Genomic DNA, 17,709 nt, shown 5'->3' on the forward strand with positions numbered 1-17,709 from the left:
CCTGTAGTTCCGGTCAACAGGTAACGGTTACTGCATGCTGCCGCATCGGAGGTAACGTCGCAAGCATGAGTGAGAGATCGCCCGCGCCCGGCGGACTCGCGCTGATCGAGAGCCTGGTCAACACGCTGGACCTCGAGTCGGGCGCCGACGCGCTCGACACGGCGGAGGGCCGGGCGCGCTTCGGGCTCGGCCCGCAGGAGCTTCCGGCGGCGCGGGAACTGCGCGAGTCGCTGCGCGCCGTCCTGCTCGCCCACGCGGGCCACCCGCCGCACCGCGCGGTGACCCCGCTCGGCCGGCTGCTCGCGCACGCGCCGCTGTACCTGTCCGTCGACGACGAGGCGGGCGCCGCGGCCCTCGCCCCCGCGGCCGACGACTCCGCGCTGCTCTCCCGGGTCGCCGCCGCCGTCGCCGAGGCGCTGGTGGCCGGCACCTGGCTGCGGCTGAAGGCGTGCGAGGCCGTGACGTGCCACTGGGCCTACTTCGACCGCAGCCCCGCGGGCCGCGGCCGCTGGTGCTCGATGCAGGTGTGCGGGGCGCGCGCGAAGATGCGCCGGTACCGGGCCAAGGAGGCGTGATACGTGCCCGGTTCGTCGGCCGCGCCCGGCCCGGTGGGGCAGAATGCACCGGGACGCCGGTTCGGCCGACTGAGCCTCGGCCGAACCGACGTCGCCCGCCCGAGCTTTCGCACGATGCGCTCGCCTGCCCCGGGCAGTGGCCCCGCGCCGGTGAGCGAGGGCGGCCCTCCGCCGTGCGTCGTGCATGCTTCCGACCCGACGGTGCCTTGGATCCGGCTGCCCGCTGCAGGCTGTCGTGGTGGCGTGGCTTTCGCGGTCGGGCGGCCCATCGCGGTGCCCGGGCCGCCACCCGCGCCGCGTGGTCGGAGGGTCTGTGCCGGTGAGCGGGGGCGGTTCTCCGCCGTGTGCCGTGCACGCTTCCGATCCGACGGTGCCTTGGATCCGGCCGCCCGTTGCAGGCTGTCGTAGTGGCGTGGCTTACGCGGTCGGGCGGCCCATCGCTCGGTAGGTCCAGCCGGCCCGGCGCCACCGCTGTGGGTCCAGGGCGTTACGGCCGTCGAGGAGCACCTTCGCCGCCGCGACCTCGCCCAGCTCGGCCGGGTCCAGTTCGCGGAACTCCCGCCACTCGGTGAGGTGCAGGACGACGTCCGCGCCCCGCACGGCCGCCAGCGCCGAGTCCGCGTAGCCGAGCGTCGGGAAGACCCGGCGGGCGTTGTCCATGCCCTTCGGGTCGTACACCGTCACCTGACCACCCTGGAGGTGTATCTGGCCCGCCACGTTGAGCGCGGGCGAGTCCCGGACGTCGTCCGAGTCGGGCTTGAAGGCCGCGCCGAGCACCGCGACCCGCTTGCCCAGGAAGGAACCGCCGCCCAGCGCCTCCCGGGCCATCTCGACCATCTGGCCGCGGCGGCGCATGTTGATGGAGTCGATCTCGCGCAGGAAGGTCAGCGCCTGGTCGGCGCCCAGTTCACCGGCCCGTGCCATGAACGCCCGGATGTCCTTGGGCAGACAGCCGCCGCCGAAGCCGATCCCGGCGCGCAGGAACTTCTTCCCGATCCGGTCGTCGTGTCCGATGGCCTCGGCGAGCTGGGCCACATCGCCGCCGGCGGCCTCGCACACCTCCGCCATCGCGTTGATGAACGAGATCTTGGTGGCCAGGAAGGAGTTCGCCGAGGTCTTCACCAGCTCGGCGGTCGGGAAGTCGGTCACCACGAACGGGGTGCCCTCGGCGACCGGCGTCGCGTACACCTCGCGCAGCAGCTTCTCCGCCCGCTCGCTGCGCACACCCACCACGATCCGGTCCGGGTGCAGGGTGTCCTCGACGGCGAAGCCCTCCCGCAGGAACTCCGGGTTCCAGGCCAGTTCGGCGCCGGCCCCTGCGGGCGCGTGCGCGGCCAGGTAGCCGGCCAGGCGGTCCGCGGAGCCGACGGGCACGGTGGACTTGCCGACGACGAGGGCGGGACCGGTGAGATGGGGCGCGAGGGAGGCGATCGCCGCGTCGACGTACGACATGTCCGCCGCGTACTCGCCGTGCTTCTGCGGGGTGTTCACACAGACGAAGTGCACATCGCCGAACTCCGCGACCTCGGCCCAGTCCAGTGTGAACCGCAGCCGCCCGGTGGCGCCCTCCAGACCGGCCACGTGCTTGCGCAGCAACTCCCGGAGCCCCGGCTCGTACATCGGGACCTCGCCCCGCTGCAACAGCGCGATCTTCTCGGGCACGACGTCGAGCCCGAGTACCTCGAAGCCCAACTCGGCCATGGCCGCGGCGTGCGTGGCGCCGAGATAGCCGGTTCCGATCACGGTGATCTTCAGGCTCATGGGTGCTCCAGGGGGGAACGGATGTGCTGCGGGCCCGAGCATAGCCGGGGGCTGTGTGCGCCCTTCGACGGGCAACTTCCCCGCTGTCGCAGAGCCCACGCGGGCGCCGGGTGAGCGGCCCCCCCGAAGTCCGGGTGAACTCGCGTTCAGTCGTCGAACCCCTGCGCCGCCCGCTGCTCGCGCAGCTCCCGGATCGCCCGGCGGCGGGCGAGGCGGTGGGTGCGGCGGATCTGGGCCTCCTGGTAGCGGCGGCGGTCCCGGTCGGTCTCCGGGAGGACCGGTGGGACCGCGCGGGGCCTGCCGTCCGCGTCCACCGCGGTGAAGACCAGGTAGGCGGAGCCGACCTGGGTGGCCGGGGTCGACTCGTTCCAGCGTTCCGCGAGGACCCGCACCCCGATCTCCATCGAGGTCCGGCCGGTCCAGTTGACCTGTGCGTTCACATGGACCAGATCGCCCACGCGGACCGGTTCGAGGAATGCCATCTCGTCCATGGACGCGGTCACGGCGGGACCCCCGCTGTGCCGGCCGGCCACCGCGCCCGCCGCGTCGTCGACCAGCTTCATGATCACGCCGCCGTGCACCGTGCCCAGCAGATTGGTGTCGTTGTGGGTCATGATGTGGCTGAGCGTGGTGCGGGACGCCGACGTGGGCTTGCCTGGAATGTCGGATTCCGCTGTGCGGGCCTGATCTGTCATGGCCTCCACCATATGCCGAGCCGACATCTGCGAAATTTGTGTCAGGTTGGCAACAGCGGCGCTCTTATTTTCCGACGACCCTTGTAAGCCATACAGCCCTGCCCTGCACACTGGGGCGCATGAATGATTGGCCCGAGGGATGGTCCGACGACAACCGCGGCAACCGCTATGGACGCGGCAGTGCCGGCGCGCAGCCTGAGGGCGCCCGCGTGATGCGCCAGGTCCGGCGCGGCCAGGGGGGCCCGCCCGGAGGGGGCGGGTACGGCGGCCCCGGCCCGTCGGCACCGCCGTACGGCCAGGTCCCGCAGCAGCCGGCGTACGCCGACGGCCAGGGGTACGACGACTACGGCGACCCGCACGGGTACGACAGCGGCTACAACGGCGGGCAGGTCTACGGCAGGCCGGGCGGCGGCGGTCCGGGCGGCCCGGCCGGCCCGGACCCCCGCGGCCCGCGGCCCGCGCCGAACTGGCGGCGCCGGATCAAGTGGACCGCGATCACGGTGGTCGGCGTGCTGGTCGTCACCACCGTGGCAACCTACTTCTGGGCCGACTCCAAGCTGAACCGGGACGTCGACCTCTCGACGGTCATCGAGCGGCCGGAGGCCGGCAAGGGTACGAACTATCTGATCGTCGGCTCCGACAGCCGCAAGGGCATGTCGGACGAGGAGAAGAAGAAGCTGCACACCGGCTCCGCCGAGGGGCAGCGCACCGACTCGATGATGATCCTGCACGTCGGCGGCAACGGCGACACGCTGATCTCGCTGCCGCGCGACTCGGACGTGGAGATCCCGAGCTACAAGGGGTCGACGTCCGGCAAGGTCTACCAGAGCACCGGCCGGCGCACGAAGCTCAACGCGGCCTACGCGGAGGACGGGCCGACGCTGCTGGTCCGCACGGTCGAGTTCAACACCGGTCTGCACATCGACCACTACGTGGAGATAGGCTTCGCCGGCTTCGCGAACATCGTGGACGCGGTCGGCGGCGTCGACATCACCATCGACAAGGGCTTCAAGGACAAGTACTCGGGCGCGGACTTCGAGGCGGGCAAGCAGACGCTGAACGGCGAGCAGGCGCTGGCCTTCGTGCGCACCCGGCACGCCTTCGCCACCTCCGACCTCCAGCGCACCAAGAACCAGCAGAAGTTCCTGTCGGCGCTGGCCCACCAGGTGGCCACGCCGTCGACGGTCCTGAACCCGTTCAAGCTGTATCCGACGCTGGGCGCGGGCCTGGACTCGCTGAGCGTCGACAAGGACATGAGCCTGTGGAACCTGGCGTCCATGTTCTGGGCGATGAAGGGCGTCAGCGGCGGCGACGGCGCCTCGCTGAACATGCCGATCTCCGGCTCCAGCGGCGGCAACCTCGTGTGGGACAAGACCAAGGTCAAGACCCTGGTGAACGAGCTGAACAACGACGAGAAGGTCACGGTCACCGGCAACTGAGCGCTCCGCTGGAGCTGCCGCGATGCGCCGGCGGCCGACTGCGGCACCGTCGGGGCCGGTCGCGCGGTTCCCCGCGCCCCTTCAGGGCGCTGGGGCGAGGGCACCCCGCGGGGTGCCCTCGGTGGTCGGGGGCGGGTCAGGCGCGGGCGGTCGTCATCGCGCGGCAGGTCTCCGCACAGCGGCGGCAGGCCTCGGCACAGCGCTGCATCTGTGCGTCGTCCGGCATGGACATACACGCCTCCGCACACATGTCGCACGCCTTCGCACACATCCCGCACATCTCGGCGGACAGCGGCGAGCGCCGCATCATCATGTCCGCGCACATGCGGGTCATCTCGGAGCAGTCCATGAGCGTCCGCATGATCTGCATCTGGGCCTGGCCGCCCATCGACAGGCAGGAGCTCATCGTCTCCTCGCACACGCTGTGGCAGTTCATGCAGGCCTGGACGCAGTCCTGCATCTGCTGGGTCATGGCGGGCATGGTTCCGGGCTGGGTCACGGCTCCTCCAGGGAACGAAGGGGGCCCGACGGGCCCCTGTGCTTCCGTCCTACTCCGGTATGCCATGTACCGCTATCCGGGAGATTGCCCCAGAAGGCGGCTTGTCAAAAGGCGCCTGTCCGGTCCACGGCGACGGCGTGGCACGGCCCTTCCCGCGGAGCGCTCAGCCCTTGCCGGAGCACACCACCTCGTCGCCCCGCACCGCCCCCGACTCGCCCTGCGTCGGCGGCTGCGCCTTCACCTTGCGCACGTCGTGGAAGTCCGCCCCGGCGATCACCTTGAGCACCGGCCCCTGCGCCGGCACCGCCCGCAGCTCGCTGCCGGGCAGCGCCGCCGCCACCGACCTGGCCGAGCGGTCCCAGCGCGGGTCGTAGACGATCACCGTCCGCCGCACGTCGTGCTCCGCCGAGGTCACCGGCTGTCCGGTGGTGGCGAAGCCGGTCGCGGCCAGGGCCGCGTCCACCTGCTTGCCGAGCCCCGCCGTGTCGGTGCCGTTCTCCACCTGCACCCGGATCTGCTGCGGCGACACGTCCACCGGCACGGCCGGGGTCCCCGCCGGCCGGCGCTTCACGATGAGCGGCTTGTCCTCGCGCAGGGACCGGAACAGCTGCTCAGCCCGGGCCTGGTCCCACTTCAGCGTCGACCCGATGCCCTTGACCGGGAACGCCATCTGCCCGATCGGCACGGTCGTGAACTCGGAGGAGGAGGGGGAGAAGTTCCGCATCGCCCGGCCCAGGTCCAGCAGTTCGTCCGTGCCGAAGTCGGTGTCCGCCCGGACCGAGCCCAGCACCGCCCGCGTCACATCCCGGAACCTCATCGGATTCAGCAGCACCCCGGAGGAGGTCGCCCGGTCGATCAGCGCCGCCAGGAACCGCTGCTGGCGCTGCATCCGGCCCAGGTCGCTGGCCCCGTCGACGTGCCGTGAGCGGACGTACTGAAGCGCCTCACCGCCCGTCAGCGTGTGGGTGCCGGGCGTCAGGTCGAGGCCGGTGAACGAGTCCTTCAGGGGCGTCGCGGTGCAGATCCGGACCCCGCCGAGCACGTCCACCGTCTTCATGAAGCTGGTGAAGTCGACCTCCAGATAGTGGTCGATCTTCACATGGGTCATGTGCTCCACCGTGCGCACGGTCAGCTGCGGCCCGCCCTCCGCGTAGGCCGCGTTGAGCTTCAGCGGATGCGAGCCGTGGCGGGCTCCGGTGGTCTCGTCGACATGCTCGGGCACCTCGGCGTACGAGTCGCGCGGCAGGCTCACCACGGTGGCCCGCTCCCGGTCCTCCGAGATGTGCACCATCATGATCGTGTCGGTGCAGTGGCACGGCGCGCCGCCCAGCCGGAACCGCCGCCGCTCCGCCTCGGAGATCTTGTCCCGGCCGTCGGTGCCGACCAGCAGGACGTTCATGCCGTGTCCGCCGCTCGGGCGGTTCTTCATGTCCCTGAACAGGTCCACCCGGGCGATGTCCGCGTCCAGGCTGCTGACCACCGCGTGCCCGATCCCGGCCGAGGCGAGCACCACCACGGACACCGTCGTCACCGCCCGCATGGCCCAGCGGGGCCGCTTCGGGCGTCCCGGCCGCACCCTACGCGCGGGCGGCCGCGGCGCACGGCGGGGCGGCTGCGGGCGGCGCTGCGGCCGGGCAGCGGACCGAGGCGGGCTGGGCGGCAAGGGGAGACCTCCGGGTGACGGCCGTACGTGGGATCCGGAAGCACCGTAGGCCCATACGATCTCCAGCCCGCGGCAGCGGCCCGGCGGCGCGCACCCGTGTCCCCCATTCGCGGTAACGTGAGCCCCCTATGAACGCCAAGCCCGACGTGCGGCTCCCCGCAGTTTCTGTGATCATGCCCGTCCTCGACGAGGAGCGGCATCTGCGCGGCGCCGTCCAAGCGATCCTCGCGCAGGAGTACGCCGGCGAGATGGAGGTCGTGATCGCCCTCGGTCCGTCCACGGACCGCACGGACGAGATCGCCGCCGAGCTGGTCCGCGACGACCCGCGCGTGCACACCGTCCCGAACCCGACCGGTCGCACGCCGGCCGCCCTCAACGCCGCGATCAAGGCCTCCCGCCATCCGATCGTGGTGCGCGTCGACGGGCACGGCATGCTCTCGCCGAACTACATCGCCACCGCCGTACGGCTCCTGGAGGAGACCGGCGCGCAGAACGTCGGCGGCATCATGCACGCCGAGGGCGAGAACGACTGGGAGCGGGCCGTCGCCGCCGCGATGACCTCGAAGATCGGCGTCGGCAACGCCGCCTTCCACACCGGCGGCGAGGCCGGCCCGGCGGAGACCGTCTACCTGGGCGTCTTCCGCCGCGAGGCGCTGGAGCAACAGGGCGGCTACAACGAGGAGTTCATCCGCGCCCAGGACTGGGAGCTGAACTTCCGCATCCGCGAGGCCGGCGGACAGATCTGGTTCTCGCCGGAGCTGAAGGTGTCGTACCGCCCCCGCCCGTCGGTGCGCGCCCTGGCCAAGCAGTACAAGGACTACGGCCGTTGGCGGCATGTCGTCGCCCGCTACCACGAGGGCTCCATCAACCTGCGCTACCTGGCCCCGCCGACGGCGGTGTGCGCGATGGCGGCGGGCATCGTGCTGGGCGCGGCCCTCACCCCGTGGGGCTTTGTGATCCCCGGCGGCTACCTGGCGGCGATCGTCGCCGGCTCGGTGCCCGCGGGCAAGGGCCTGCCGGCGGCGGCCCGTCTCCGTATCCCCGTGGCCCTCGCCACGATGCACATGTCCTGGGGCTGGGGCTTCCTGACCAGCCCGCGCTCCCTGGCCCGGCGGGTCATCGCCTCCCGCCGCCCGGCGGTGCCGAACTCCCCCTGAACCGCCGGGCATCGCCCGAACGTGTGCGGGCCCCTCCCGAAGCCGGGAGGGGCCCGCACACGTGTGGAGAAGCAACCCGCGGCAGCGCTACCACCGGTAGGGCCGGTACACATCCATGCACTGGTCCTTGTCCGAGCCGTTGATGGCGTCGGAATTGCTCGGCAGGTCACCGGCCTTCGGCTTGGACTGCTTCGGATAGCCGGTGCCGACGCGCCAGTCGGCGCCCACGATGACCGTGACCCCCGACACATCGGTCGACTGCTTCACCGAACTCGTGGGAATCCCCAGCGACTTGGCGACCGCCAGGGCATCGCCCTCCAGATCCGCGCTCGGATAGCGGACGACCGTCGCCTCCTCGGACAGCGTCGCCGAGGTGTCCTCCGTCGCCCTGGTGTAGCCCTGCTGCGCCAGCACCTGGCTGATCGCCTTCGCCCGGCCGGAGACCGGGGCCTCGGTGGCCGTCCTGGTGGCGTTCTGCACCAGCACGCCGAGCCGGTCGGCGGCGACCGAGGGCGTCCTGGCCGCCTCGGCCGTGGCGGTCGGCTTCTTCTTCTCCGTGTCCGCCGCGGCCTTGTCGTCGAACGGCACGTCGTCGCGGAGCATCTGCCACATCTTCTCGGCGTTGACGGGGTCCGGCACCACGTGGTTGGCGTTCTGCGGGTCCACGATGTTCGGCATCGTCGTCATGGTGATGCGGTTCGTCGGCACCGTCTTGAGCTGCATGCCCAGGTCGTACAGGTTCTTGACCGTGCCGATCTCCTCCGAGACCTTCAGGGACTTGGTGGCCGCCTCGGCGAGGCCCATCAGCCGGCCGGTGTCCGTGAAGACGTTCTGCCCCTTCAGCGTCCGGATCATCGAGTTCATGTACATGTGCTGGGCCCTGGCCCGCAGCAGGTCGCTGCCCCAGGCGTGCCGGGTGCGCAGCCACTGCAGCGCCTGCTCGCCCTTCACCTTCTTGGTGCCTGCCGTCAGCTTCAGGCCCGAGCCGCCGGGCACACCGGGCAGCGGGCGGTCCCACACGTTCTGGTTCACACAGACCTCGACCCCGCCGATGGCGTCCGCCATCTTCACCACACCGGCGAAGTCGATCGTCATCCAGTGGTCGATGTAGACCCCGGTGAGGTTCTCCCAGGTGGCCAGCGTGCAGCCGGCCCCGCCGCGGGCCAGCGACGCGTTGATGATCGTGTTGGTCGCCCGGTACGTCGCACCGGTGCCCGGGTCCGCGCACTGCGGGATGTCGACCCGGGTGTCCCGCGGAATGCTCACCACGGCCGCGCTCTTGCGGTCCGCGGAGAGGTGGATGAGCATCTGCACGTCGGCGAGCGGCGGGTTGCCCCGGGTGTCCCTGCTGCCGCCGAGCTTCACGTTCTCGTCGGAGTTACGGCTGTCGGAGCCGAGCAGCAGGATGTTCATCGGCGTCTGCCCCGCCGCGTTCGGCTGGGTCCGCTGCGCCTTGGAGTCGCCGTTGCTGCGCTGGCCCTTCTGGATATTGCCGTTGAGGTGCTGGTAGTAGAGGTAGCCGGCGCCCGCCGTCCCGAGTATCAGCACCGAGAGCACCGTCGCCGACCAGCGCAGCGCACGCCGTCCGCGGCCCCGGTTCCCACCGCTCGGGCCGCCCCCGCGCCGCCCGCCGCCGTGCCCGCCGCGTCCGTCGGACGCGCCTGGTTCCCGCGATGCGAGCGACATCGTGTCGTCGACCGCGGGAGCCTCCCCCCGCACACCGCTCTGCGCCAAATCCCTGCCCTCCCCACCCTGCGCCCTGCAACGGGCCCGTCCCGCGTCGGGTTAGACGCGCGACGGGCCCGATGGGTTACCTACGAGGCGCACTTCACCTTGTCTGCCGTGGACTTGTCCACTTCCGGCGCCTTTGTCGGAGCGGTGAGGGATACGCCCGCACCCTTGAAGTCCTTGCCCAGGGTCAGTGTCATCGCCGGCAGCCCCTGGGAGTTGGTCACGCTCTCGCCCGGCTTCATCGCGGAACCGGACAACCCCATGATGGCGGCCAGCCTACGGGCCTGTGCCGCCTGGTCCGGCGCGTACTCCAGGGTGGTCTTGCTCAGCTCCGCGGGGGCGTTGCCCGCGTTCTCCGACTTGAGTACGCCCTCGTCGTTCTGCAGCCACTGCAGGGTCTCCTGCGCACTGCCGGCCGGGGCGCCGCCGTTGAGGATCCGCACCCGGACCTCGGACGCCTCGGCCTTGGTGCCCTTGAGCCGGGCTGCCTGCGCGTCCTTCTGCGCCTTCTGCTTCTTCTTCACCTCGGTGAAGGAGACATCGTTCTTGATCGCGTCGAAGACCGCGGGGCCCGCGTTCTCGTCGACGATGACCGTCTTGCGGACTACGCCGTCTGCCGGGTTGTCGCGTACGGGGACGGTCATGAAGCTGATGTTCTTCGTCGGCACCTTCTTCAGCTCAAGCGCCACGTCCTTCAGCGTGCTGACCTTGCCGATCCCGGTGTCCACGGTCAGCGCCTTGGTGGCGGCCTCGGCCAGCGACACCAGCTTGGTCGGGCTGGTCAGGGTGTCGCTCGAGGCCATCTTGCGCATCAGCGATCCCAGGAACTGCTGCTGCACCTTGATGCGGTCCAGGTCGCCCTGGTTGCCCCAGGCATGCCGGGTACGGACGAACGCCAGCGCCTGCTCGCCCTCGACCGTGGACTCGCCCGCGGGCAGTTTCAGGTGCGACTTCGGGTCGTCCACCGCCTGTTCCACGCACACGTCGACCCCGCCGACGGCCGACGTCAGCGTCTTCACCGCGTTGAAGTCGGCCATCATGAAGTGGTCGACCGGGATGCCGGTGACCGTCTCCACCGTGCGCATGGTGCAGCCCGGGTCACGGCCGTCCTGGCCCAGGCTGGTGTTGAAGCGGGCGCTGGTCGTACCCGGGACGACCTTCTCGCTGCCGTCCTCCTGCTTCGTCGGGCAGTCCGGGACGTCCACGACCAGGTCGCGCGGGATGCTGAGCGCCGTGGCGTTCGTCCGGTCCTTCGACACATGCAGCAGGACGTTGGTGTCGGCGTGTCCGACGCTGCCGCTGTCGCCGTAGCCCTCGTTGCCCGCGCCGGTGCGCTTGTCGGTGCCGATGATCAGGATGTTGAAGGCCTCGTTCTTGCTGAAGCCCTGTTTGCCCGCGCTGCCCACATCCGTCGTGGTGACGTTGCCCTCAAGGTGCTTGAGGTAGAAGTAGGCGGCGGCGCCGGTGGCGACCAGCACGAACGCCATGGTGCCGCCGGTCCACATCAGGACCTTCTTCGCCTTCGGCTTCTTCTTGGCCGGGCGGCGGCTGCGCCGGCCGGCCGGCGGTTCGGGCTCCGCCCGCCGCCTGCGCTGCGGCGGAACCTCCCGGCCGGGCGTCCGGGCTGTCTCCCGGTCCGTCTCCCGGCCCGGTGTTCTGCCCTGCTGCCGCTCCGGCGTCGCCGTCCGGTCCCGGGGCGTGCGGCCGGATCGCTGGGAATCGGATCTGCGCGGTCCGGGCACCGACGACTGCGGTGCGGAAGGATTCAGTCGCAGTTCGTATTCGCCGGTGTTCGGATTGAGCACCCACTGGTCTGCGGGATCGATGTTGTCCGCCCGCCCACGGCCTTGCGCGTCCACGGTTGTCCGAATCCTCCGTCGGGGCCACGCGGCGCCCACCCCCTCAAGGCGCTCGGGTCTCGGTTCAAACAGTGCACGGCCCCAGGACGGACCTCGTGGCATGGTGCACCGGAGCGCTCACACTATCCGGCAAGTTCGGCGTCAAGCGACGGCGTGACAAATTCCACGTCCCTACAACCGGGCAATCCGCCTCATATTTCTGGACAGAAGTCGGTTCCCTTGGTGCGCGCTTTACCTACAGGGGTCCTCGGTGGCGGTGTTCCCGGGGAAGACCGGGGTTGGGGAGGGGGCGTTCTCGCCAGCTGAATTGCCACTTTTTGTCGCTGAATCCGATGGAATCCGCCGGGTGACCGTCACCGGCTCGTCGGACCGCATGTGTGCGAACAGTTTTCCGGCCTCGGGTTCCACGAGTTGGTCGCGGTTGGTGTCGGAGGGGTACGACTCCCGCGGAACGGTCAGGAACTGCACATGCTCGGTGGGCATATTCCGGAGCTCACGCATCAGTTGGTACAAACCGCCCAGACTGGCCATGCCGGGATCGGTGGTGAGCGCCGAAGTGGCCGCGTCCAGCAGCGGATACAGCTTCAGGGGGTTGAGCAGGACATCATCGCTCCGCATCTTGGTGACGAACGCGCCCAGGAACTGCTGCTGCCGCTCCATGCGTTCGGTGTCACTGCCGTCGCCCAGCGACTTGCGGACCCGCACATAGCCGAGCGCCTGCTCGCCGTCGAGTGTGACCCGGCCCGCGGGCAGCTTCAGCCCGGCGGCCCTGTCGTCGACGGGCTCCCGCAGACACGCGTCCACCCCGTCGACGGCGTCCACCATCTCCTTGAACCCGCTGAAGTCGATGACGGCGAAGTGGTCGATCCGGATGTCGGTCAGCTTCTCGACGGTCCGCACCGCACAGGCCGAACCGCCCGTCTCGAAGGCGTGGTTGAGCATCGCGAGGGCCGGCAGGCTGTGCCCGCCGTCCGGGCGCAGACAGCTCGGCACGTCGACCATCAGGTCCCGGGGGAGGGACACGGCGGTGGCGCTGCGCCGGTCCGCGCCCAGGTGCAGCAGGATCATGGTGTCGGACCGCTCGGTCCCGGTGTCCCGCCCGTACGCCCCGTTGCCGTCCCCCGAGCGTCTGTCGGAGCCGATGAGCAGAATGTTCTGCGCGCCGGGCACCAGCGCCGTGGGCCGCTCGCGCTCATGGCGCGCCAGTTCGGCGGCGGCCGCCTCGTCCGCCGTGATATTGCCGTCGAGCCTCGTGTACACGGCCCACCCGCCCCCCGTGCCCAGCAGGACCAGCGCCGCCAGCGCCAGGGCCGCCCCTGTCGCCCACCGCCGTCGGCGCCGGCGCATCAGCCCCGCTCGGGTGGCGGAGGCGCCCGCGTCAGGACCGGGGCCGCTCCCGGGGGGTGTACCTGCGGTGTCGGTCACGTCCGGTCCACCCCCTCATGGGTGTACGAGCGTGTCGTCCTCCTACGACGATGGCCCGGAGGGGTTCCGGAGGCGGTCCGCAATTACTCCGATCAGGTGAAATGTGGCGGGTTTTCGGGGGTGTGGGGGCCGCCCGGCGCGACAGGGTGCGCGACCTGTGCGGGTGACCGGCGGTAATGGGTCCGCGCCGGCCGGCGGGACCGCAGCCGCCGCGAGGGCACCGGCCCCTCAGTGGCGCGCGGCGGTCACCCGTTCGGCCTCCATGCGCTTGGCCAGGGCCTCCTCGTCCAGCCGTGCCAGGTGCCGGCACAGCACGACGGACCCGCCGACGGCCAGCGGCGCGTACAGGCCCGCGCTGAGCCCCTCCCAGGTGTCGTACGGCAGCCCGGACAGCAGCCGGGAGCCGGGCCCGGTCAGATCCAGCGCGGGCGCGTCGGCGCGGGCCCGCTCGACGACCTCGGCCCCCGTCAGCTCCGCCCCGGCCACGATCAGCGCCGGCTCCTCCGGATCCACCGGCGCGAAGGGCGCGAACCGGTCCCCCTGGCCCGGCACCTCCACGGCGTAGTCGAGGAACCCGTCCGGCGGCTGCGGGAAACGCCCGCCCAGCGGCCGCAGCGCGAGCGCCACCCGCTCGCCGGAGCAGGCCCGCGCCGCCTCCAGCGTGTCCGGCCCGCTCACCACGACGTCGGCCGCGGCGGGATTCCCGGCCACGTCCGCGATCGCACCCACCGACGAACACGCCAGCAGCCACACCGCGGTCTGCCAGTGCGCGGGCAGCAGCAGCGCCACCCGGTCCCCGGGGCCGGCGGCCAGATCGCCCTGGAGCAGATTCGCGGTCTTGGCCACCCAATTGGCGAAGGTGGCCACGGACAGTTCGACGCGTTCGCCCGTGGCGTCGTCGTAGAAGGTCACCAGGGGGCGTCCGGGATCCGCGGCGAGCGCGGAACGCAGCAGGTCGGCAGGGGTGCGATCGGTGGCATTCACCCGCGCAAGGGTACGCCGCGGCGCCCCCGCGCACCGGCCGGCCGGGCCACCGGTTCGGCGGAACGGCAGCCGACGGCCCGTCAGATCACCAATGGACAGATATGTATGACTATGTTCAAGATCAGGGGCATGCGTGGATATCTTTCCTCCTCGATCGGTGCCCCTTCGGTCGGTCTCACGTGTGCGGCCGTACTCGCCCTCCCGCTGACCCTGCCCGCAGCCGCCGCGCCCGAGAGACCGGCGCCGACCGCGCACGGGGCCACGGACGACCGCCGTCCGGCCGGCGCCACCGTGCCCGGCAGCACCCAGTCGCTGCCCCTCGTCCCCCGCACCCGTGAACGCGTCTTCGGCGCCGTCCCCGAGCAGGGCGTGTACCGCGAGGACGTACGCCACTTCTCGCTCGTCGGCGTGGTCTGGGACAACCCCGGCACCGCACTCCACGGCCAAGTCCAGGTCCGCACCCGCTCCGTCGCCACCGGCAAGTGGTCCGGCTGGCAGGACGTCGAGACGCACAACGCCGACCACGGGGCCGACCCGGACACCGCGGAGAGCACCTCGGGCCGGGTGCACGGCGCCACGGCCCCGCTGTGGGTGGGCGATTCGGACGCCGTCGAGGTACGGGTCCGGGCCGACACCGAACCGGCCGACGGCGACGGCCGCACCGGCGGCTCCCCGTCGCCCCTGCCCTCGGGGCTGCGTCTGGAACTGATCGACCCCGGTGCGGAGCCCCCGCCGCAGGGCTCACCGGCCGACGCCTCCCGCACCGGCGTCGGCCTGGACGACGCCGAGGCCGGGGCCTCCGCCGCCAACAACGATCTCGTCCCCCTCGGCGCCGCCGAGATCCCGACGCTGAGCAAGAAGGACACCGAGCGGGAAGCGCTCGCCCTGCGCGGCGCCGCACCGGCCGGGACGGAGCCCGGCGAGCCGTACGTCGGGCCGCGCCCGCGCATCGTCACGCGGCACGGCTGGGGAGCGGACGAGAAGCTGCGCGAACGGGGCTTCGCCTACACCAAGTCGGTCAAGGCGGCCTTCGTGCACCACACCGCCTCGGGCAACAACTACAAGTGCGCGCAGGCCCCGTCCGTCATCCGTGGTATCTACCGCTACCACGTCAAGAGCATGGGCTGGCGGGACATCGGCTACAACTTCCTCGTCGACAAGTGCGGAAACCTCTACGAGGGCCGCGCCGGCGGTGTGACCAAGGCCGTCATGGGCGCCCACACTCTCGGGTTCAACAGCAACAGCACGGGGATCGCGGTGATCGGCACGTTCACCTCCGCCAAGCCGTCCTCCTCCGCGGTGACGGCCATCGCCAAGCTGACGGCGTGGAAGCTCGGGCTCTTCGGCGCCGACCCGAAGGGCAAGACGCACCTGAAGTCCGGGGGTGGGAATCTGTACCCCAAGGGGAAGAACGTACAACTGAACGTGATCTCCGGTCACCGGGACGGATACGCCACGGAATGTCCGGGCAAGCAGCTGTACTCCAAGCTCGGCTCGGTCCGTTCCGCCGCGGCCCGCTACCAGGGGCGCTGAGGCCGGGGAGCGCGGTCACGCCGTCGGGGACGGCCGGGGGAATCCGCACGCGGAGATCGCGTGACTCCGCGCGACCGTCGAGGGCGGTACCGCACGGTCTGCATACACTGGCCGGCCGGAACACCGTTCGGCCGGTCCCGGCAGGAAGCGGAGACGACAGGTGACAGAAGCGATCCTCCTCGTCGGCGGCAGGGGCACCCGGTTGCGTCCGCTCACGGTGCACACGCCCAAGCCCATGGTCCGGGCGGCCGGGGTGCCGTTCCTCACCCACCAGCTGGCCCGGGCGAGAGCGGCCGGCGTGGACCACATCGTCCTCGCCACCAGCTATCTGGCCGAGGTCTTCGAGCCGTACTTCGGCGACGGCACGGCGCTCGGCCTGCACATCGAGTACGTCACCGAGGAGGAGCCGCTGGGCACGGGCGGCGCGATCCGCAACGTGGCCGGGCGCCTCCACTCGGGGCCCGACGACCCGGTGCTGGTCTTCAACGGGGACATCCTCACGGGCCTCGACATCGGTGCGCTGGTGGACACGCACGAGTCGACGGGCGCCGATGTCTCCCTGCACCTCACCCAGGTGACGGACCCGCGCGCCTACGGTCTGGTGCCGACCGACGACACCGGCCGTGTCCTCGCCTTCCTGGAGAAGCCGCAGACCCCCGAGGAGATCGTCACCGACCAGATCAACGCCGGGGCGTACGTCTTCCGGCGCTCGGTGATCGACACCATCCCGGCGGGCCGCCCGGTGTCGGTGGAGCGCGAGACCTTCCCGGACCTGCTGTCGGCCGGGGCCCATCTGCAGGGGATGGTGGACTCGACGTACTGGCTCGACCTGGGCACCCCGGCGGCCTTCGTGCGCGGCTCGGCCGACCTGGTGCTGGGCCGGGTCCCCTCGCCCGCCGTCCCCGGCCGCTGCGGCGACCGGCTCGTCCTGCCCACGGCCCGGGTCGCGCCGGACGCGAAGCTGACGGGCGGCACGGTGGTCGGCGAGGGCGCCCTCGTGGCCCGCGGCGCCCAGGTGTTCGGCAGCACGATCCTGCCCGGCGCGGTCATCGAACCGGGCGCCGTGATCACCGACTCCATGATCGGCACCCGGGCCCGCGTCGGCGAACGCTCCGTCCTTTCCGGCACGGTCATCGGCGACGGCGCGGTGATCGGCGCCGACAACGAACTCCGCGAGGGCGCCCGCGTATGGTGCGACGCCCGCATCCCGGCCGGCGCGGTCCGCTTCTCCTCGGACCAGTGACCCCACCCCACTGACGCGAAGTCCATCGCACCCCTTGAGCTGGGGTGTTGCGACGACCACTAGAACTCAAGCCCGCCGCGGCGTACGCGTGCCGGGGCTACAGCCGGCCGATGTCGGTGCGGGGCATGCGAGGGGCGCGGCGGGCCGGGACCCTGCCGCTCAGGAGGATGAGACGGGCCGCCCGGTGCCGCTGGCCCGCGTAGGGCTCCAGCAGCGACAGCATCACGGCGTCGTCCGCGTGCCGGTCCCCGGCGAGCGCCCACCCCACGATCCCCGGCAGATGCAGATCCCCGACGGTCACCGCGTCCGGCGCCCCATGGCTGCGCTGCACGGTCTCCGCCGACGTCCAGGGACCGATCCCCGGCACGACCTCCAACCGCGCCTGCGCGTCCGCCGGTTCCATGCCGACCGCCTCCTCCAGCCGCGCAGCGACCCGCACGGCCCGCAGGATCGTCGACGCCCGCTTGTCGTCGACCCCGGCCCGATGCCACTCCCAGGAGGGGATCAGCGCCCACGTCCGCGGCGCGGGCATCACCCACATGCGCCCGGCCATCGGCCCCGGCGCCGGTTCCCCGTACGTCCGCACCAGCAGCCGCCACGCCCGGTACGCCTCACCGGTCGTGACCTTCTGCTCCAGGATCGACGGGATCAGCGACTCCAGCACCAGCCCGGTCCTGGTCAGCCTGAGCCCCGGCCGCCGGTGCCGGGCCGCGGCCACCAGCCGGTGCCGCGGCGCGAACGCGTCGGGATCGTCCGCCGCGCCGAGCAGCTCCGGCAACCGCTCCAGCAGCCAGCCGGCCCCCGCACCCCAGGCCTCCCCGCGCACCCCGCCGCCGTACGCCGACACCCGCAGCGTCCCGGGCCCTTCGGGCGTCCGGCAGGCCCGCCACACGGACCCGTCCGGGGTGGCCGAGAACGTGGGATCCGCCGGCCCGCGCCGGAGCGGCCCGAGCACCAGCCCGAGGTCGAGCGGCCCGTCCGGCGCCCAGGTCCGTACCCGCCCCGGACCCGGTCCGGCCGGCCGCGGCACGCCCGCGGGTACGACGGCATGCCCACCGCGCACGGTCGTACGCGTGGGCCGCGGAGCGAAGCGTCCTGCCACGGAAGGGATCCCAGAGCTGCCGGAGTGGTCCTACGAGACTTAC

The 17,709-nt window shown here is 71.7% G+C and carries 14 protein-coding genes; 5 read left to right on the plus strand and 9 right to left on the minus strand.

Features of this window, described 5'->3' with window-relative positions; translation table 11 throughout:
• The first annotated feature begins 65 nt into the window (after positions 1-65).
• Entirely contained in the window at positions 66-575 is a 510-nt protein-coding gene (locus CTZ28_RS18420; RefSeq protein WP_121890530.1) for a CGNR zinc finger domain-containing protein, read from the plus strand.
• 417 nt (positions 576-992) lie between these two features.
• On the opposite strand, the gene CTZ28_RS18425 is transcribed toward CTZ28_RS18420, so the two are convergent.
• A complete protein-coding gene (locus tag CTZ28_RS18425) occupies positions 993-2,336 on the minus strand; it encodes a UDP-glucose dehydrogenase family protein (protein ID WP_121890532.1) in 1,344 nt (447 codons plus the stop codon).
• Between the two features lie 146 nt (positions 2,337-2,482).
• Complete coding sequence (locus CTZ28_RS18430) at positions 2,483-3,058, minus strand: acyl-CoA thioesterase (RefSeq protein WP_121890534.1); 576 nt, start codon at positions 3,056-3,058, stop codon at positions 2,483-2,485.
• Between the two features lie 92 nt (positions 3,059-3,150).
• Between CTZ28_RS18430 and CTZ28_RS18435 the strand changes: the two genes are divergently transcribed.
• Complete coding sequence (locus tag CTZ28_RS18435; RefSeq protein WP_183154455.1) at positions 3,151-4,470, plus strand: LCP family protein; 1,320 nt, start codon at positions 3,151-3,153, stop codon at positions 4,468-4,470.
• A 136-nt stretch (positions 4,471-4,606) separates the two neighbouring features.
• Here the strand turns inward: CTZ28_RS18435 and CTZ28_RS18440 are convergent, their stop codons facing one another.
• Together CTZ28_RS18440 and CTZ28_RS18445 are read right to left on the minus strand one after the other, a co-directional pair.
• Positions 4,607-4,942: a four-helix bundle copper-binding protein gene (locus tag CTZ28_RS18440; RefSeq protein ID WP_383093133.1), complete on the minus strand. Its 336-nt coding sequence runs from the start codon at positions 4,940-4,942 to the stop codon at positions 4,607-4,609.
• A 190-nt stretch (positions 4,943-5,132) separates the two neighbouring features.
• Complete coding sequence (locus CTZ28_RS18445) at positions 5,133-6,632, minus strand: LCP family protein (protein WP_183154456.1); 1,500 nt, start codon at positions 6,630-6,632, stop codon at positions 5,133-5,135.
• 128 nt (positions 6,633-6,760) lie between these two features.
• On the opposite strand from CTZ28_RS18445, the gene CTZ28_RS18450 reads away from it, so the two are divergent.
• Positions 6,761-7,789, plus strand: a complete 1,029-nt coding sequence (locus CTZ28_RS18450) for a glycosyltransferase family 2 protein (RefSeq protein WP_121890542.1) — start codon at positions 6,761-6,763, stop codon at positions 7,787-7,789.
• Between the two features lie 87 nt (positions 7,790-7,876).
• On the opposite strand, the gene CTZ28_RS18455 is transcribed toward CTZ28_RS18450, so the two are convergent.
• From CTZ28_RS18455 to CTZ28_RS18470, 4 genes are all read right to left on the minus strand, one after another.
• A complete protein-coding gene (locus tag CTZ28_RS18455; protein WP_121890608.1) occupies positions 7,877-9,475 on the minus strand; it encodes an LCP family protein in 1,599 nt (532 codons plus the stop codon).
• 128 nt (positions 9,476-9,603) lie between these two features.
• Complete coding sequence (locus tag CTZ28_RS18460) at positions 9,604-11,379, minus strand: LCP family protein (protein WP_121890544.1); 1,776 nt, start codon at positions 11,377-11,379, stop codon at positions 9,604-9,606.
• A 231-nt stretch (positions 11,380-11,610) separates the two neighbouring features.
• Positions 11,611-12,804, minus strand: coding sequence for an LCP family protein (locus tag CTZ28_RS18465; protein ID WP_259471683.1), 1,194 nt, complete (start codon positions 12,802-12,804; stop codon positions 11,611-11,613).
• Between the two features lie 228 nt (positions 12,805-13,032).
• Positions 13,033-13,788: a TIGR03089 family protein gene (locus tag CTZ28_RS18470; protein WP_121890548.1), complete on the minus strand. Its 756-nt coding sequence runs from the start codon at positions 13,786-13,788 to the stop codon at positions 13,033-13,035.
• Positions 13,789-13,917: 129 nt separating this feature from the next.
• On the opposite strand from CTZ28_RS18470, the gene CTZ28_RS18475 reads away from it, so the two are divergent.
• Both CTZ28_RS18475 and manB read left to right on the plus strand, forming a co-directional pair.
• Positions 13,918-15,321 carry a peptidoglycan recognition protein family protein gene (locus CTZ28_RS18475; RefSeq protein WP_259471684.1) on the plus strand — a complete coding sequence of 468 codons (1,404 nt, stop codon included), beginning with the start codon at positions 13,918-13,920 and terminating at the stop codon, positions 15,319-15,321.
• Positions 15,322-15,481: 160 nt separating this feature from the next.
• Entirely contained in the window at positions 15,482-16,564 is a 1,083-nt protein-coding gene (gene manB, locus CTZ28_RS18480) for a mannose-1-phosphate guanylyltransferase (RefSeq protein WP_121890552.1), read from the plus strand.
• A 97-nt stretch (positions 16,565-16,661) separates the two neighbouring features.
• Here the strand turns inward: manB and CTZ28_RS18485 are convergent, their stop codons facing one another.
• Entirely contained in the window at positions 16,662-17,666 is a 1,005-nt protein-coding gene (locus CTZ28_RS18485; RefSeq protein ID WP_121890554.1) for a DNA-3-methyladenine glycosylase family protein, read from the minus strand.
• Positions 17,667-17,709: the final 43 nt, after the last annotated feature.

Origin of the sequence: Streptomyces shenzhenensis (genome assembly GCF_003688995.1) — a bacterium.
Classification (GTDB): Bacteria; Actinomycetota; Actinomycetes; order Streptomycetales; family Streptomycetaceae; genus Streptomyces; species Streptomyces shenzhenensis_A.

Coding starts and splice junctions, on each gene's coding strand:
- CTZ28_RS18420 (WP_121890530.1), top strand. CDS start 66: ATGAGTGAGAGATCGCCCGCGCCCGGCGGACTCGCGCTGATCGAGAGC.
- CTZ28_RS18425 (WP_121890532.1), bottom strand. CDS start 2,336: ATGAGCCTGAAGATCACCGTGATCGGAACCGGCTATCTCGGCGCCACG.
- CTZ28_RS18430 (WP_121890534.1), bottom strand. CDS start 3,058: ATGTCGGCTCGGCATATGGTGGAGGCCATGACAGATCAGGCCCGCACA.
- CTZ28_RS18435 (WP_183154455.1), top strand. CDS start 3,151: ATGAATGATTGGCCCGAGGGATGGTCCGACGACAACCGCGGCAACCGC.
- CTZ28_RS18440 (WP_383093133.1), bottom strand. CDS start 4,942: ATGACCCAGCAGATGCAGGACTGCGTCCAGGCCTGCATGAACTGCCAC.
- CTZ28_RS18450 (WP_121890542.1), top strand. CDS start 6,761: ATGAACGCCAAGCCCGACGTGCGGCTCCCCGCAGTTTCTGTGATCATG.
- CTZ28_RS18455 (WP_121890608.1), bottom strand. CDS start 9,475: ATGTCGCTCGCATCGCGGGAACCAGGCGCGTCCGACGGACGCGGCGGG.
- CTZ28_RS18475 (WP_259471684.1), top strand. CDS start 13,918: ATGCGTGGATATCTTTCCTCCTCGATCGGTGCCCCTTCGGTCGGTCTC.